The 14,925-nt window shown below is 60.6% G+C and carries 18 protein-coding genes; 16 read left to right on the top strand and 2 right to left on the bottom strand.

What is annotated here, in order from left to right:
- Positions 1-36: 36 nt before the first annotated feature.
- Together fabF and mltG are read left to right on the top strand one after the other, a co-directional pair.
- Positions 37-1,302, top strand: a complete 1,266-nt coding sequence (gene fabF, locus J7394_RS14495) for a beta-ketoacyl-ACP synthase II (protein ID WP_209253966.1) — start codon at positions 37-39, stop codon at positions 1,300-1,302.
- Positions 1,303-2,460, top strand: a complete 1,158-nt coding sequence (gene mltG, locus J7394_RS14490; RefSeq protein WP_209253964.1) for an endolytic transglycosylase MltG — start codon at positions 1,303-1,305, stop codon at positions 2,458-2,460.
- A gap of 143 nt (positions 2,461-2,603) precedes the next feature.
- Here the strand turns inward: mltG and J7394_RS14485 are convergent, their stop codons facing one another.
- Positions 2,604-3,860, bottom strand: a complete 1,257-nt coding sequence (locus tag J7394_RS14485) for a DEAD/DEAH box helicase (RefSeq protein ID WP_209253962.1) — start codon at positions 3,858-3,860, stop codon at positions 2,604-2,606.
- Positions 3,861-4,179: 319 nt separating this feature from the next.
- Complete coding sequence (locus tag J7394_RS14480; protein WP_209253960.1) at positions 4,180-5,685, bottom strand: peroxidase family protein; 1,506 nt, start codon at positions 5,683-5,685, stop codon at positions 4,180-4,182.
- 416 nt (positions 5,686-6,101) lie between these two features.
- Between J7394_RS14480 and J7394_RS14475 the strand changes: the two genes are divergently transcribed.
- The 14 genes from J7394_RS14475 to J7394_RS14410 all read left to right on the top strand — a co-directional run bounded on the left by J7394_RS14475 (position 6,102) and on the right by J7394_RS14410 (position 14,917).
- Positions 6,102-6,446 carry a hypothetical protein gene (locus J7394_RS14475; RefSeq protein ID WP_209253959.1) on the top strand — a complete coding sequence of 115 codons (345 nt, stop codon included), beginning with the start codon at positions 6,102-6,104 and terminating at the stop codon, positions 6,444-6,446.
- 52 nt (positions 6,447-6,498) lie between these two features.
- Positions 6,499-7,725, top strand: coding sequence for a DNA-packaging protein (locus tag J7394_RS14470; RefSeq protein WP_209254131.1), 1,227 nt, complete (start codon positions 6,499-6,501; stop codon positions 7,723-7,725).
- A 104-nt stretch (positions 7,726-7,829) separates the two neighbouring features.
- On the top strand, positions 7,830-8,483 hold the full coding sequence (locus J7394_RS14465; protein WP_209253958.1) for a hypothetical protein: 654 nt from the start codon (positions 7,830-7,832) through the stop codon (positions 8,481-8,483).
- 155 nt (positions 8,484-8,638) lie between these two features.
- The gene (locus J7394_RS14460) at positions 8,639-9,799 is read left to right on the top strand and encodes a phage portal protein (RefSeq protein ID WP_209253957.1); all 1,161 of its coding nucleotides are present in this window, start codon (positions 8,639-8,641) and stop codon (positions 9,797-9,799) included.
- Complete coding sequence (locus J7394_RS14455; RefSeq protein WP_170466169.1) at positions 9,792-10,010, top strand: hypothetical protein; 219 nt, start codon at positions 9,792-9,794, stop codon at positions 10,008-10,010. The genes J7394_RS14460 and J7394_RS14455 overlap by 8 nt, the downstream gene beginning before the upstream one ends.
- Before the next feature lie 14 nt (positions 10,011-10,024).
- Positions 10,025-10,582 carry an HK97 family phage prohead protease gene (locus J7394_RS14450; RefSeq protein WP_209254129.1) on the top strand — a complete coding sequence of 186 codons (558 nt, stop codon included), beginning with the start codon at positions 10,025-10,027 and terminating at the stop codon, positions 10,580-10,582.
- 34 nt (positions 10,583-10,616) lie between these two features.
- Entirely contained in the window at positions 10,617-11,795 is a 1,179-nt protein-coding gene (locus J7394_RS14445) for a phage major capsid protein (protein WP_209253956.1), read from the top strand.
- Positions 11,796-11,966: 171 nt separating this feature from the next.
- Complete coding sequence (locus J7394_RS14440) at positions 11,967-12,566, top strand: head-tail connector protein (RefSeq protein ID WP_209253955.1); 600 nt, start codon at positions 11,967-11,969, stop codon at positions 12,564-12,566.
- Positions 12,563-12,901 carry a phage head closure protein gene (locus tag J7394_RS14435; protein ID WP_209253954.1) on the top strand — a complete coding sequence of 113 codons (339 nt, stop codon included), beginning with the start codon at positions 12,563-12,565 and terminating at the stop codon, positions 12,899-12,901. Before J7394_RS14440 ends, J7394_RS14435 begins: the two co-directional genes overlap by 4 nt.
- On the top strand, positions 12,898-13,311 hold the full coding sequence (locus J7394_RS14430; protein WP_170458824.1) for a DUF3168 domain-containing protein: 414 nt from the start codon (positions 12,898-12,900) through the stop codon (positions 13,309-13,311). The genes J7394_RS14435 and J7394_RS14430 overlap by 4 nt, the downstream gene beginning before the upstream one ends.
- Before the next feature lie 20 nt (positions 13,312-13,331).
- Entirely contained in the window at positions 13,332-13,745 is a 414-nt protein-coding gene (locus J7394_RS14425) for a phage major tail protein, TP901-1 family (RefSeq protein WP_170374021.1), read from the top strand.
- The gene (locus tag J7394_RS14420; RefSeq protein ID WP_209253952.1) at positions 13,745-14,062 is read left to right on the top strand and encodes a gene transfer agent family protein; all 318 of its coding nucleotides are present in this window, start codon (positions 13,745-13,747) and stop codon (positions 14,060-14,062) included. Before J7394_RS14425 ends, J7394_RS14420 begins: the two co-directional genes overlap by 1 nt.
- Positions 14,059-14,268, top strand: a complete 210-nt coding sequence (locus J7394_RS14415) for a rcc01693 family protein (protein ID WP_209253950.1) — start codon at positions 14,059-14,061, stop codon at positions 14,266-14,268. Before J7394_RS14420 ends, J7394_RS14415 begins: the two co-directional genes overlap by 4 nt.
- Positions 14,255-14,917: a phage tail tape measure protein gene (locus tag J7394_RS14410; protein ID WP_170458816.1), complete on the top strand. Its 663-nt coding sequence runs from the start codon at positions 14,255-14,257 to the stop codon at positions 14,915-14,917. Before J7394_RS14415 ends, J7394_RS14410 begins: the two co-directional genes overlap by 14 nt.
- Positions 14,918-14,925 lie beyond the last annotated feature (8 nt).

Below are 14,925 nucleotides of genomic sequence, written 5' to 3'. Positions count from 1 at the left end.
CGGTTCGCATAACAGTAAGCAGGCAAGAGGCACTTCATGCGCAGAGTCGTCGTAACCGGTCTGGGGTTGGTCACTCCTTTGGCCAGCGGAGTCGAGGAAACCTGGTCGCGTCTGCTGGACGGAGAGTCCGGCGCAGGGCCAATCACACATTTCGATGCCGAGGCAAGCGGGGTCACTACGACCTATGCCTGCGAGGTGCCGCGTGGGGACGGAACAAACGGAACGTTCAACCCCGATGACTGGATGCCTCCGAAAGAACAGCGCAAGATCGAAGACTTCATCCTGTACTCGATCGCCGCAGCGGAAATGGCGTGCAAGGATGCGGGCTGGACCCCTGAGGGCGAGGAAGATCGCCTGCGCACCGGCGTTCTGATCGGTTCAGGTATTGGTGGGCTGGGCTCGATTGCGGATACGGCCAATCTGATCCGTGACAAAGGCCCGCGCCGCGTGTCGCCCTTCTTTATTCCCGGCGCACTGATCAACCTGGCGTCCGGTCAGGTGTCGATCCGGTTTGGGTTCAAGGGTCCGAACCACTCGGTCGTGACTGCATGCTCGACAGGCGCCCATGCGATTGGGGATGCAAGCCGCATCATCCGCGCAGGCGACGCCGATGTCATGGTGGCTGGTGGCGGCGAGGGCTGCATCTGCGAGATTGGCATCGCGGGTTTCAACGCCTGTAAGGCGTTGTCGACTAAGTATGCAGACGATCCGAAGAAAGCCAGCCGCCCCTACGACGTTGACCGCGATGGTTTTGTCATGGGTGAAGGCGCAGGCATCGTCATTCTGGAAGAATATGAACACGCGAAGGCGCGTGGCGCGAAGATTTATGCCGAGGTTCTGGGCTACGGCATGTCGGGCGACGCCTATCACATCACCGCACCGTCCGAGGATGGCGACGGGGCCGAGCGTTCGATGCAAGCCGCGCTTCGCAGCGCTGGGCTGGAACCGAAAGATCTGGACTACATCAACGCGCATGGCACCTCGACCATGGCGGACACGATCGAACTGGGTGCTGTTGAGCGTCTGCTGGGTGACCATGCAGCGAATGCCACCATGACTTCGACCAAGTCGGCCACGGGGCACTTGCTCGGGGCTGCGGGCGCGATTGAGGCGATCTTCTCGATCCTTGCGATCCGCGATCAGGTGGCTCCTCCAACCATCAACCTCGACAATCCGGCGGTTGAAACGCCGATTGATCTGGCTCCGAACGAAAAGCGCGAGCGTGAGATCAACGTGGCCCTTTCGAACTCGTTCGGGTTTGGTGGCACCAATGCCAGCGTGATCTTCGGAAAGGCCAGTTAAATGTGGCGGGCCATTGCATCGAACGCGCTGACCATCCTGGTGGTCGGCCTGTTCCTGGTGGGCGGTCTGATCCTTTGGGGCCAGACCCAGTATCAGTCGGAAGGCCCGCTGGAAACCGCGATCTGCCTGCGGGTTGAAGGCGGTTCGAACATGACACGGGTCAGCCGCGAGCTTGAGGATCAGGGCGCCATTACCAACGCTACAATCTTCCGCATGGCCGCCGATTACACCGACCGAGCACAGCAGTTGAAGGCAGGCAGCTTTCTGGTGCGTGAAGGCGCGTCGATGGAGCAGATCATCGACGAGATCACCAGCAACGGTGCCAGCACCTGCGGCTCAGAGATCGAATACCGCATTGGTGTGACCCGCGCCCAGACCCGCGTGCGTGAGTTGAACCCAGCCACGCTGGAATTCGACGAAATCGCCGAGTTTGATATGGCCGAGGAAGACACCCCGGCGGCCTATCAGGAGAAGCGCCAAGAGGCAGACACGCGCTATCGCGTGTCTCTGGCCGAGGGCGTGACCTCATGGCAGGTGGTCGAGGCGTTGAAGGGTTTTGAGGCGCTGAGCGGCGAGATTGCGGAGATTCCCGCAGAAGGCTCGCTTGCGCCAGACAGCTACGATGTCGCTGCCGGTCAGGATCGCAACGACATCCTGAAAGCGATGCAGGACAAGCAACAGCTGCGCATCAATGCGGCCTGGGAAAACCGCCAAGAGGGTTTGCCGCTGGAAAACCCCGAGGAAATGCTGATCCTTGCCTCGATCATCGAAAAGGAAACGGGCGTTCCCGGAGAGCGAGGCCAGGTTGCCAGCGTCTTCGTGAACCGTCTGAATCAAGGCATGCGCCTGCAGACCGACCCGACGGTTATCTATGGCGTCACCAAGGGGCAGGGCACCTTGGGCCGAGGTTTGCGCCGCAGCGAGCTGAACCGGCCAACACCTTGGAATACCTATCAGATCGACGGGCTTCCACCGACGCCGATCGCCAACCCCGGTCTGGCGAGTCTCGAAGCAGCCGTTGCGCCTGACAACACGAACTATGTGTTCTTCGTTGCGGATGGTACTGGAGGTCATGCGTTCGCCGAGACGTTGCAGGAGCATAACCGCAATGTCGCTAAATGGCGCGAGATTGAGGCCGAGCGAAACTCGGGCAACTAAAGCGTTTTGCGTTTTGTCTGAAGCATGATTGTCGAAATGCGCGTTCGACCGCAGGGAGAGGCAGCGTATTTCGATTCAAATCAAATGCAAAGCGATCTAAGCCAAAACGAAAAACAGCGCCGCTTTCGGCGCTGTTTTTTTGATCAGGCTGCGGGTTTGCGACGGGGGCGTCGGCGCTTGTTGTGCGCGGGTTTCGCGCTTCCATTTGGTGGTCTCGGCTTGAAACGCCGGTTGTTCTGGCGACGCCCGCTGCGTGCAGCTTCAACAGGTTCTGGCTGTGTACCGCTGGCGACCGGGATGTCGATCTTCATCAGTCTTTGGATTTGACGAAGCAGGTCGACCTCTTCCGCCGAGCAGAACGCAATTGCCTCACCCTCGCGACCGGCGCGCGCGGTGCGGCCAATGCGGTGGACATAGTTGTCGGGCACCTCGGGCAGGTCGTAGTTGATCACATAGGCCACACCGGGAATGTCGATCCCACGCGCGGCTACGTCCGTCGCGACCAGCACGTTGATCTCTCCGGCGCGGAAGGCCTTAATAGCGCGGTCACGCTGCCCCTGGCTTTTGTTGCCATGGATCGAGGCGGCGTTGTAGCCATCGGCGACAAGCCCCTTCATCAGTTTCTCGGCCCCGTGCTTGGTGCGCGAGAAGACAAGGGTCAGGGCGTCGGTGTCCTGCGACAGGATCTCACGCAGTTTGCCAGGTTTCTCGGGTTTGGTGACGAAGTGAACCGATTGCGTGATCTTGTCCGCCGCTTTACCTGGAGGCGAGACTTGCACCCGCTGCGGATTGGTCAGGTAAGCCCGGCTGATCTCTTCCATCTGCTTTGGCATCGTGGCCGAGAACAGCATGGTCTGACGCGGTGTGCCCAAGGCAGGCGCGATTTTGCGCAACGCGTGGATGAAGCCCAGATCCAGCATCTGGTCGGCCTCGTCGAGAACAAGGTGGCGCACCGATCCGAGGTCGACGGCCTTCCGCTCCATCAGGTCGATCAGACGCCCCGGTGTGGCCACCAGAATATCCGTGCCGCGGCCCAGAAAGGCGATCTGTTTGTTGATGGACTGACCACCCACAACAGTTGCCACGCGCAATTTGGTCTTGCCGGTCAGAACCCGCAGGCTGTCGGCAATCTGGTTTACAAGCTCGCGTGTGGGCGCAAGGATCAGTGCTTTGGCTGTTTTGGGCGCGGGTTTGCCGGGTTGGTTCAGAAGGTGATCAATCAAAGGCAGGCCAAAGGCAAGCGTTTTGCCGGTACCGGTCTGCGCCAGCCCCAGAATGTCATGCCCATTCAGAGCCAGCGGGATCGCCTGGTTCTGGATCGGAGTGGGCTGTGAGAAATTCGCACTTTTGAGTGCATCGTTGAGCGCTGGCGCAAGGCCCAGCATATCGAAGTCGAACAATGTTTATCCTTTGCCGCCCGCAGTATTCGCCAACGGGCAAGTCGTGATGGGCCGCATTCGCGACCGGTAGGGTCAAGCGGGACCTCGGGACAGGCAGGCGGATCCTGCTCTATCTGGTCGTCGCGTTAAGAACCCTGCGTGATGGGGAACTGGAAAAATCTGTGGCGCTGTGGGGCAGATGGTGCCCGCCGAGGCTCACGCGTCAGCGCTGGTCAGAGGCACATGATGCGTGGCGACTGAAATGTCAAGGCTTGTGAGGGATAGTTCATTGGTCGCGTGAAAACCCTGATCCGACTTACCGGATCAGGGCATGGTAGGTTTAGGTGCGAAGATCCCCCGCATGGGCGATGTTATCGCGATTGTCTTCTACGAATTTCAGCATATGACCCATTGAGTATGTGCCGTCATCATCTGCGCCAAGTTCTTTCCAAGGCTTAAAGTCGTGGGTCGAGCAGACCAGGCTTTCCGGGTCAAGATACAGAAGCCGTAGCAGCACCGTTGCGACGATTGTGCCGCCCACCGGCCCAAGTCGACCGCTATGACCTTCAGCCTCTTGCAGACAGTAATACCACAGCGGTGTTTTGGTGACGCCGTGGTCTGACAGCTCAGGCGGAGCGGCAAGTTCGGGCACATGCATCTTGCGCGCCATTTGCTGACCTGAGGCAAGCTCCAACGTGAGGCGGTCGCGCAGCAGGTTGCGCAAGGGAAGTTTGCGGTTCTGATCTTCGGTCATTGTGGCGCCGCCGATATCGGCCGTGCCGCTGATGAAGGGGAGCGCGAAAATGGATTGCGCCATTTTGCGCCCAATGGGTCGCGCACGCGCGTCTGCAGTTTGACCGGGATAGTCGAACAGTTTCTCGAAGTGAATGTTCAGGTCTGACGGTCGGAAAGAGAACTCCGGCCGTCCTAGCTTGAACAGGTCGAAATCCAGATTGTCATGATTGAGCTGGTATTTGGACTGCACTGTGGCGTGTCCGAAGCGGTAAGCAGCGCCGGAGAACTCTATCGGCATAACCGGGGAGTCATCTTTGAAAGGTTTCGGAAGTGTCCCACCTTCGAGATGATCGCGCACATGTTTCAGAATGTCGGCGTCGACGAATGCCTGAAGCAAATCATGGGCCACGAGATACTGATAGTGCAGCCGACAAATTCGGCGCGCAACCTGGAAAGGCTCCTCGCTTTTCTTGAAGGTATGCATGGCTGCCGCTGAAATGCCGGACAAGGCTTTGCGCGCCATGCCACTGTCTGCCTCCAACGCTGTCATGACGATGTTGTGCAAGCAAATGAATGCGCCCTGCAATTGCGATACGATCTGGTTCTCGTCGTTACGAGGGTCGCCAATCAGCGCCGTGCCTTGCTTGGTTCGGGCAAGATCGAGATGATTGTCAGCGTTGCCAAAAAGAAGGAACCCGTGATGGTCGGGGTGATAGAGGTGCGGCGATGCTTCGGGGCCATCGCCGTAAACGCAATCGAGGTCCAATGTCGGGGTGCGAATATTGCGAATGGTGGCTGGATCAATAACTGTCCCAATGGCCGACTTTGCGTCCAGCGTTACATCGTGGTCAACGAATTGACCGAAGAAGGTCATACCGGCGGCGACGTCATGCCCTTGTGGGTCATTTGTATCTTTCATCGAGTCGACCGCTGCATCAAATGCGACGAGGACATCGGCGGTATCAAAAGGCTCACCGCCTGGGGCGATACCTGAGAGAGGGTTGCGATGTCCAATTCGTCCAAACGTATCCGGCAGCGGCGGGCGCGGGGTATCCGCGCATTCTTTTACCAGTGTTTCATAGCGGCTGAGCCCATGGGGTTGGCGTGACATAACTACTCCAAAAAAATAAACAAAACTTTGTTCTAGGTTGAATCATGCTCACAAAATGATGAGCATAATGGTCAAAATAGCACAAATGAGGATTAATTTCCTTCTTTTTTCCAAAAATGGAAACGAATTTGAGGAATAAGTCTATGTTTAATCTACGTATGCAAGCTGTATTTGTGGGTTTTTTTGCCGATAAGGTGGTTCGCGCAGGAGAGCGCTTGCGGAGAGTTATGAAAGGTTTAATATAAAGAACGGCTTAGGCGTTGCGACCCGTTGCGCCTCAACTTGACACTGCGCACTTATTCTCGTATAAGTTGTGACATGCTAGAAGAAGTGGGCAATGGCCCCGGGGCGACCCGGCGGCCGTTTTTTCATTTCTCTCGTGCGGAGAAAACTCACGCATGAGGTCACAGGCAAACATGACTTTGATTACCCCGGAAGAGCGGATTTCCCAGACGGCTGACTTGTTGCAGTCGCTCGAGAGATCCATTCGCGATCTGCGCCATGCAGCGGAAGAACTGCGCCAGCAGATCGGAGCCGGGGAGGATGCAGACTTTGCCGGAACAGGCAAGCAACTCGGCCAGCTAGAGGGGTTGATCCGCAGTTGCCAGAAAGTGGAGACAAGCTTTGTCGAACAACATCACAGACAAGCCGGAATTGCCCAAGGGGGATACGCGCTCGACCTTGACCGGGCTCGGTTTGAGGTCGGGTGCAGGCTGGCTCGCCTCCGCACCTGTTGCGGTGCAGGGCAGATTTCTGGGTGAGATCGGGGAGGGGGGGCTTTGTGCCCTCCCTTTCCTTTTCGAGTTCTGGGCGCTGCCGCATCAGCTGCCTCCCGAAGGCGACTGGCGGTCCTGGGTGATCATGGGCGGGCGCGGGGCGGGCAAGACGCGCGCGGGGTCTGAATGGGTGCGACGGGTGGTCGAAGGGTCCAAGCCTTTGGACAAGGGCGCGGCGTCTCGTGTTGCTCTGGTGGGTGAGACCTTTGATCAGGTGCGCGATGTTATGATCTTTGGCGATAGCGGGATATTGCAATGTTCTCCGCCGGATCGTCGGCCCACGTGGAAGGCAACCGAGCGCAAGTTGATCTGGCCCAACGGGTCCGAGGCGCAGGCATTTTCGGCACATGATCCTGAGGGGCTGCGCGGTCCTCAGTTCGATGCGGCCTGGGTAGATGAGTTGGCCAAATGGAAGAAAGCCGGTGAGACCTGGGATATGTTGCAATTTGCGCTGCGTTTGGGGGATCAGCCTCGGGTTTGTGTGACGACCACACCGCGAAATGTGAAGGTTCTGAAAGAGTTGCTGGCGTCGCCCTCCACCGTTCAAACCCATGCGCCGACCGAGGCGAACCGGGCCAATCTGGCCGCATCCTTCCTAGAGGAGGTGCGCGCGCGCTATGCAGGCACGCGGCTGGGACGGCAGGAGTTGGACGGGGTTTTGCTGTCGGATGCGGAGGGGGCGCTGTGGACAGGCTCAATGCTTGAGGCGGCGCGGTGCGCGCATCTGCCCGAGCTGGACCGGGTGGTCGTAGCACTGGATCCCGCGGTGACGGCGGGTTCGGATGCGGATGCCTGTGGGATCGTGGTTGTGGGCGCTCAGCTGCAAGGCCCGCCCGAGGAGTGGCGGGCCTATGTGCTGGCCGACCGGACGGTGCAGGGCGTCGGCCCGGCGGGCTGGGCGCAGGCAGCGATTGACGCGATGGATGAATTCGGGGCCGAACGGCTGGTGGCCGAGGTTAATCAGGGCGGGCAGTTGGTGGAAGAGGTTGTGCGGCAGGTGGACCCTCTGGTCCCGTTCCGCGCGGTGCGGGCCTCACGCGGCAAGGTCGCGCGGGCCGAGCCTGTGGCGGCGTTGTACGAACAGGGACGAGTGAGCCACGTGGCCGGGCTGGACGCGCTGGAGGAGCAGATGTGCCAGATGACCGCGCGCGGGTTCGAGGGGCAGGGCTCGCCCGACCGCGTCGATGCGCTGGTCTGGGCACTGCATGAGTTGGTTGTGGCGCCTGCGGGGGCGTATCGGAGGCCCAGGGTAAGAGCGTTGTGAGCTTAGCGATGGCGTAGGAATGACGGCAACAGAGCTTTAATCAAGTTTCGCTATCATCTGTTAACGACTGGTTGCAAGAGTATTGACGATGTAAAGACTACGCTATGCAAAACGTCACGGTAACCAGCTCTAACAGATTTGATTTAAATGATATTCTTGACGCCGACGAAAAGCTGCTCTGGTCAGGTGTCCCCGGTTATGGGCGCAAGTTCATTCAGGCCGTCGGAGATGAGCGGAAGGTTCATGTTTGCCTATTGATCGCTTCACTCGTCATGTGGGCAACTCTTCCTTTCATCGATGTCGATGCCGAGTTTGGCCGCTTTGAAGCTTATTGGATATACGGTGCAATGACTTTCGCTTTCGTTGCTTTTTCGTTTAGCTTCGCGACTCAAAGGCACTACGTCCTGTTTAACCTGGCCTATTTTGTTACGGACAGGCGCGTAATCATTTGCCGACGCGGCAGAAATTGGCGGTTTGGTGTTCGGCTCTATATCGTTTCGGTTGAGCACTCAGCGACGTTTCCGTACTCAATAGTCGATAGCCGCCCTTATCCATCCCTAGAAGTTGGTATTCTTCTTTCCGAACAGCAGGTGCAGCCCTTCGGGCTCGGACTTACGCATCCCGGCCATCCGGTGCTGTTTGGCAGGACATACTATCCAATTCTGTTGGATTATGTTCCCGAGGCGACGAAACTACTCTCGATGATCCGAACTTGCCTGAATGACACAGCGGATTCGACAAGAACCTCATCAGAATAGGATTTGAGCTTGTTTCGGCCGTACAGCCCCATGACAATTCAGCTACGCCTATCCCGTTGCCCAACCCCCGTACGCTCCATTCCCAAGCCCTAAACTTCTTTCCGTCATAACTCCTTTCAACAAGCCGGACACAGCGGCGAAAGAAAGGAGCACAGATGGTATTCGATTTCTTGCGTCGTGGAGCGGCCGGGGAAGCGCCCGAGGCGAAGGCCAGCGCGGCGGGCCCCGTGGTGGCGTGGCAGACGAGTGGGCGCGTGGCGTGGAGTCCTCGGGACGCGGTGTCGCTGACACGCACGGGGTTTTCAGGGAACCCGGTGGGGTTCCGCTCGGTCAAGCTGATTGCCGAGGCGGCGGCGGCCCTGCCTTTGGTGCTTCAGGATCAGGCGCAGCGCTATGACGCGCACCCGATCCTGTCGCTGATGCGCCGTCCAAATGCGGCGCAGGGGCGGGCGGAGTTGATGGAGGCTCTGTTCGGGCAGTTGCTGCTGTCGGGCAACGCCTATGTTGAGGCTGTCCAGACTGATGAAAGCTTGCCGGTTGAACTGCATGTCTTGCGCTCGGACCGGATGAGCGTGGTGCCGGGCGCGGATGGATGGCCCAAGGCGTATGACTATGCGGTTGGTGGCAAGAAGCACCGATTTGCGGCGGAAAACATCTGTCATATCAAGTCGTTCCACCCTCAGGATGATCACTATGGGTTCTCGCCGATGCAGGCGGCGGCGATGGCGATTGATGTGCATAACAGTGCGTCTCGCTGGTCGAAATCGTTGCTCGACAATGCAGCGCGACCTTCGGGGGCTTTGGTGTGGAAGGGCGATGGCCATGGGGTGATGGCCGAGGATCAATTCCGGCGTTTGTCGGATGAGATTGAGCAGAACTATCGCGGGGCGCGCAATGCGGGCCGTCCGATGGTTCTGGAAGGGGGGCTGGATTGGAAGCCGATGGGGTTCTCTCCGTCCGATATGGAGTTTCAAAAGACCAAGGAAGCCGCCGCCCGCGAGATCGCGCTGGCCTTTGGAGTCCCGCCGATGCTGCTGGGGATACAAGGCGACGCGACCTATTCGAACTATCAGGAGGCCAACCGGGCGTTTTATCGCCTGACCGTGCTGCCTCTGGTGACGCGAGTGGCGGCGGCGGTGTCGGAATGGCTGGTCGGCTTTACTGGCGAGGATCTGATGCTGAAGCCCGACCTTGATCAGGTGCCCGCGCTGTCGGCGGAACGCGACGCGCAGTGGGCACGGGTCAACGGGGCCGATTTCCTGACGGATGCCGAAAAGCGGGCCTTGCTGGGCCTGCCGGAGCGCGCGGATGTCTGAAGGGTATCCTCCGTTCGAATGCGCGCCGGGCCTGCGTCTGGCTGCGCATGAGCGGGTGGCCGAGATCCAGCACGCGCATCTGTGCAGGCGGCTGGATCAGATCGAAGAGATGATGGAGCGGCTGGAGCGCCGGTTGTGGCTGACGGTCTATGGCGTGGTCGCGGTGATCCTGGCGCAGGCGTTTCAATCCATCTTGGTGGTAACGCCATGAGTTCAGTAAGTTACATGGAGAAGTTCATGGATTTAGAGCATAAATTCGCCCGGTTCGGAGACGGGTTGTCCGTCACCGATGACGCAGTGATCGAAGGCTATGCCAGCCTGTTCGGGCAGGTCGATCAAGGCAGCGATGTGGTGCAACGCGGGGCGTATCGCGGCTCTCTCGACGGGCTGTCCAAGGCGGGGCAGCGGGTCAAGATGCTGTGGCAGCACGATCCGGCGCAGCCCATCGGTGTCTGGGATGAGGTGCGTGAGGATGACCAGGGCCTGTGGGTCAAGGGCCGTCTGCTGGAGGCCACGCAAAAGGGTCGTGAGGCGGCTGAATTGATCCGGGCAGGCGCGATGGATGGTCTCTCGATTGGTTATCGCACCAAGCGGGCCGTGACGAATGACAAGGGCCAGCGGGTCCTGACGGAACTGGAGCTATGGGAAGTGTCCTTGGTGACTTTCCCGATGCTGCCCAGTGCGCGGGTGGCGGCGAAGGGCGTGGAGCCTGAGGCCGAGAACACCTGGCGCAGTATTGCCGAGGTGTTCCACGACGCCCGGCAGGAGCTGGCGCGGACCTAGCGCGCCTCAAAACCCACCCAAAAAGGAAGTGCTGATGAGCAAGACCGAAACCCCGGCCTTGACCGGAGAGGGTGCGCCCCTGGTTCAGGAGGTGAAGCAGGCGATGGCTGGCTTCGTGAATGAATTCAAGGGCCTCAAGGCTGAAGTTAAAACCCAACTGCAACAGACAGAAGAGCGACTGACCATGCTGGATCGTAAATCAACCATCGCGGCACGCCCGCATCTTGCGGCCTCGATCGAGGACGGCGCACCACATCAGAAGGCCTTCGACGCTTATGTGCGTTCGGGCGAGGATGACGGGCTGCGCGGGCTGGAGATGGAGTCGAAATCTCTGTCGAGCGCAGTGAACAGCGATGGCGGTTATCTGGTCGATCCGCAGACCGCGGAAACGATCAAGTCGGTCCTGAACTCGACCGCTTCGATCCGCTCGATTGCGTCGGTGGTGAATGTCGAGGCGAACTCGTTCGATGTGCTGATCGACCATACCGATGTGGGCGCGGGCTGGGCGGATGAAAACGCGGCTACGGCAGAAAGCGGCACCCCGTCGATTGATCGCATTTCCATCCCGCTGCACGAGCTGAGCGCGCTGCCCAAGGCCTCGCAACGTCTGCTGGATGACAGTGCCTTTGACGTCGAGGGTTGGCTGGCTGGCCGTATCGCCGACAAATTCGCCCGTGCCGAGGCGGCGGCGTTTATCGGTGGTGACGGGGCGGACAAGCCCAAGGGTATTCTGGACCACCCGGCTGTCGACAACGACGTCTGGGCCTGGGGCAATCTGGGCTACGTTGCAACCGGCACGGCGGGTGGTGTCGATGGGGACGCGATCGTGGATGTGGTCTATGCGCTGGGCGCGCAGTACCGCGTGAACGGCACCTTCGTGATGAACTCGAAAACTGCCGGTCTGATCCGCAAGCTCAAGGACAGCGACGGACGCTTCCTGTGGTCCGATGGTCTGGCCGCAGGTGAGCCTGCGCGTCTGATGGGCTATCCGGTGCTGATCGCCGAGGACATGCCGGATGCGGCGACCGACAGCTTCTCGATTGCCTTTGGCGATTTCCAGGCAGGTTACACCATTGCCGAACGTCCCGATCTGCGCGTGTTACGCGATCCGTTCAGCGCCAAACCGCATGTTCTGTTCTACGCGACCAAGCGCGTTGGCGGCGACGTAAGCGACTTTGCTGCGATCAAGCTGGTGAAATTCGGCACCGCCTAAAGCGGGCTGAATCCGGGGGGCCTTAGGGCCCTTCGGGCGGCGGGCGCGGGCCGGGGTGAGATCCCCCGCGTTGTCTAGCTGCTCCCCTCCGTCCGAGCAACGTGGGGCGGCGCGTGCCCGTCATTTTCAAGGATACGGCCCCGGAGGGGTCCGAGATTGCGGAGTGAATGGATGATGTTGATCGAAGAAACCGCCATCGCGGATGCGGCGCTGCCGGTGGATCAGTTCAAGGCGCATCTGCGGCTGGGCACGGGGTTCGCCGAGGGTGATACGCAGGATGAGGTTCTGACCGGTTTTCTGCGTGCAGCGATTGCAGCGATCGAGGCGCGCACCGGCAAGGTGCTGATCGAGCGGGAGTTTTCGTGGAGCCTGAACGGCTGGCGCGATCCCGAAAGCGAAGTTCTGCCGGTGGCCCCGGTGGTTTCAGTTGGTGCGTTGACGCTGACGGACGCGCTGGGCGCTGAAAGCGTGGCGGACAGCGCGACCTACCGGTTGGAGCGGGATGCGCAGCGTCCTCGGGTGCGGGCGGCGGGGTCTTGCTTGCCGAGAATCCAGACCGGCGGATCGGTAAAGATCGCCTTCACAGCGGGCATGGCCGCAGATTGGGGTGGTTTGCCAGCCGATCTGGGACAGGCGGTGCTGCTCTTGGCGGCGCATTACTACGAATATCGCGACGAAACAGCCTTGGGTGCGGGGTGTATGCCATTCGGTGTGACCAGCCTGATTCAACGCTATCGCACAGTGCGCTTCGGCGCTGGGGTGATGCAATGAACGCGCCGCGACTGAACCGCAAGCTGGAGCTGGAGGCACCGGTTCGCACCGCTGACGGTGCTGGAGGCTACACCGAAGCCTGGGCCGCTTTGGGCTCGCTCTGGGCCGAGGTGACGGCGCGCAGCGGAGCGGAGCGTGCGGTTGGTGGGGCTTCGGTCTCGCGCGTTGGCTACCGGATCGTTGTGCGGGGCGCGCCTGAGGGGTCGAGCATGCGGCCCGCTCCGGATCAGCGGTTCCGCGAAGGTGCCCGGCGGTTCGTGATCCGCGCGGTCGCCGAGCGGGACCCGCGCGGTCAGTACCTGACCTGTTTTGCAGATGAAGAGGTGGCGGCATGAGCTATGGCGTATCAGCTGCTTTGCAGGCGGCGGTGTTTCAACAGCTTTCAGGCGACGCGCAGGTCAGCACGCTGTCGGGCGGGGCGATTTACGACGCGGTGCCTGCGGGGACCATGCCGCAGACCTACGTGACTTTGGGCCCGGAAGAGGTGCGAGAGGCCTCGGACCGCGCAAACGCGGGGGCTGTGCATCGCTTCACGGTCTCGGTTGTGTCCGAGGCGGCGGGCTTTGGCGCGGCCAAGACACTGGCCGGCGCGGTGTGTGACGCATTGGAAGGTGCAGCGCTGAGTTTGGACCGGGGCCATCTGGTGGGCTTGTGGTTCGAACGGGCCAGCGCCCGACGCACGGGAACTGGCGGCGCGATCCGCCAGATCGACCTGAGATTCCGCGCCCGCGTGGAAGACGACTAAGCAATCAACGGAGAGAGCATATGGCTGCCCAGAACGGAAAAGACCTGTTGGTCAAAGTGGATATGAACGGCACGGGCCTGTTTGAGACAATCGCGGGCCTGCGCGCCACGCGGATCAGTTTCAACGCAGAAAGCGTCGATGTCACCAGCCTGGAAAGTCAGGGTGGCTGGCGCGAGCTGCTGTCAGGGGCGGGGGTCAAGTCGGCCTCGATCTCCGGCTCGGGCGTATTCAAGGACGAAGGCACGGATGAACGGGCGCGTCAGCTGTTCTTTGACGGCGAGACGCCCGGTTTTCAGGTGATCATCCCCGATTTCGGCATTGTCGAAGGCCCGTTTCAGGTCAGCAGCATCGAATATGCGGGCTCGCACAACGGTGAGGCGACCTATGAGATGAGCATGGCAAGCGCCGGTGCGCTGAGTTTCACGGCGCTCTGATGGCCAATCCGTGGACGGGCGAGGTGGCCTTGACCATCGATGGGGAGCAGCGGGTGCTCAAGCTGACATTGGGTGCCTTGGCGGAATTGGAACAGGAACTGGGGGCCGGATCTCTGGTCGAATTGGTGCAGCGGTTCGAAGGCGGTGCGTATTCCAGCGGTGACGTGCTGGCGCTGTTGGTCGCTGGTTTGCGTGGCGGCGGCGCGCCGGTCACACGCGATGACCTGCTGCATGCCGAAATCGCTGGTGGACCGATGGTGGGTGCCAAAGCGGCTGCGGAATTGCTGGCCCGCGCCTTCATGGTGCCGGAGCAGTGAGCGGGTTCGACTGGCCCGCGCTGATGCAGGCCGGGATCCTCGGCCTGCGGCTGACGCCGGATCAGTTCTGGCGTCTGACCCCGGCTGAGTTGCGGCTGATGCTGGGGCAGGGCGCGGGGATGCCTGCGATGAACCGGAAGGGCCTCGACGCTTTGCTGGCGGCCTATCCGGACAAGGAACAAGGAGAGCGTGATGACGGATCGTGAAGGTTTTGACGACCTGCAGGAACGGGGCGAGTCGCTGGGCGACGCGCTGGGTGACGCGGCGAGCATGGCGGCGGCGTTTGATGGTCACTTGCAGCGGGTCAGAGCCGCCTTTGAAGAAACCGGTAAGGACGTTGCCACCCTGGAACGGGGCCTGTCCGGCGGTTTGCGCAAGGCGTTTGACGGCGTGGTGCTGGACGGGATGAACCTGTCAGATGCGCTGGACGTGCTGAAGAACTCGATGATCCGCACGGCCTATTCGGCGGCGATCAAGCCGGTGACGGATCATTTTGGCGGCATGCTGGCCAATGGGGTTGGCAGTCTGGTGCAGGGCATTCTGCCTTTTGCGGATGGCGGCAGCTTCAGCCAGGGCCGGGTGATGCCCTTCGCAAATGGCGGCGTAGTCAGCAGCCCGACGATGTTTCCGATGCGCGGAGGCACCGGCCTCATGGGTGAGGCTGGGCCTGAGGCGATCATGCCTCTGGCGCGCGGCGCGGACGGCAAGCTGGGCGTTCGGACGCAGGGCGGCGGGCGTGCCGTGAATGTGGTGATGAATATCTCCACGCCCGATGTGCAAGGGTTCCGCCGGTCGCAAGGCCAGATCGCGGCGCAGATGAGCCGCGCCTTGGGTCGCGGCAATCGCAACAGATAAGGGGAGCA

The organism is Ruegeria sp. R13_0, from assembly GCF_017743995.1.
GTDB lineage: Bacteria > Pseudomonadota > Alphaproteobacteria > Rhodobacterales > Rhodobacteraceae > Ruegeria.
Note: the sequence above shows the minus strand (reverse complement) of the source record. Positions and strands in the feature narration are given on the sequence as shown.

What these genes read in the sequence shown, in the direction of transcription:
- fabF (WP_209253966.1), top strand. Translation starts at nt 37, where the DNA reads ATGCGCAGAGTCGTCGTAACCGGTCTGGGGTTGGTCACTCCTTTGGCC.
- mltG (WP_209253964.1), top strand. Translation starts at nt 1,303, where the DNA reads ATGTGGCGGGCCATTGCATCGAACGCGCTGACCATCCTGGTGGTCGGC.
- J7394_RS14480 (WP_209253960.1), bottom strand. Translation starts at nt 5,685, where the DNA reads ATGTCACGCCAACCCCATGGGCTCAGCCGCTATGAAACACTGGTAAAA.
- J7394_RS14475 (WP_209253959.1), top strand. Translation starts at nt 6,102, where the DNA reads ATGACTTTGATTACCCCGGAAGAGCGGATTTCCCAGACGGCTGACTTG.
- J7394_RS14465 (WP_209253958.1), top strand. Translation starts at nt 7,830, where the DNA reads ATGCAAAACGTCACGGTAACCAGCTCTAACAGATTTGATTTAAATGAT.
- J7394_RS14460 (WP_209253957.1), top strand. Translation starts at nt 8,639, where the DNA reads ATGGTATTCGATTTCTTGCGTCGTGGAGCGGCCGGGGAAGCGCCCGAG.
- J7394_RS14455 (WP_170466169.1), top strand. Translation starts at nt 9,792, where the DNA reads ATGTCTGAAGGGTATCCTCCGTTCGAATGCGCGCCGGGCCTGCGTCTG.
- J7394_RS14450 (WP_209254129.1), top strand. Translation starts at nt 10,025, where the DNA reads ATGGAGAAGTTCATGGATTTAGAGCATAAATTCGCCCGGTTCGGAGAC.
- J7394_RS14445 (WP_209253956.1), top strand. Translation starts at nt 10,617, where the DNA reads ATGAGCAAGACCGAAACCCCGGCCTTGACCGGAGAGGGTGCGCCCCTG.
- J7394_RS14440 (WP_209253955.1), top strand. Translation starts at nt 11,967, where the DNA reads ATGATGTTGATCGAAGAAACCGCCATCGCGGATGCGGCGCTGCCGGTG.
- J7394_RS14435 (WP_209253954.1), top strand. Translation starts at nt 12,563, where the DNA reads ATGAACGCGCCGCGACTGAACCGCAAGCTGGAGCTGGAGGCACCGGTT.
- J7394_RS14430 (WP_170458824.1), top strand. Translation starts at nt 12,898, where the DNA reads ATGAGCTATGGCGTATCAGCTGCTTTGCAGGCGGCGGTGTTTCAACAG.
- J7394_RS14425 (WP_170374021.1), top strand. Translation starts at nt 13,332, where the DNA reads ATGGCTGCCCAGAACGGAAAAGACCTGTTGGTCAAAGTGGATATGAAC.
- J7394_RS14420 (WP_209253952.1), top strand. Translation starts at nt 13,745, where the DNA reads ATGGCCAATCCGTGGACGGGCGAGGTGGCCTTGACCATCGATGGGGAG.
- J7394_RS14410 (WP_170458816.1), top strand. Translation starts at nt 14,255, where the DNA reads ATGACGGATCGTGAAGGTTTTGACGACCTGCAGGAACGGGGCGAGTCG.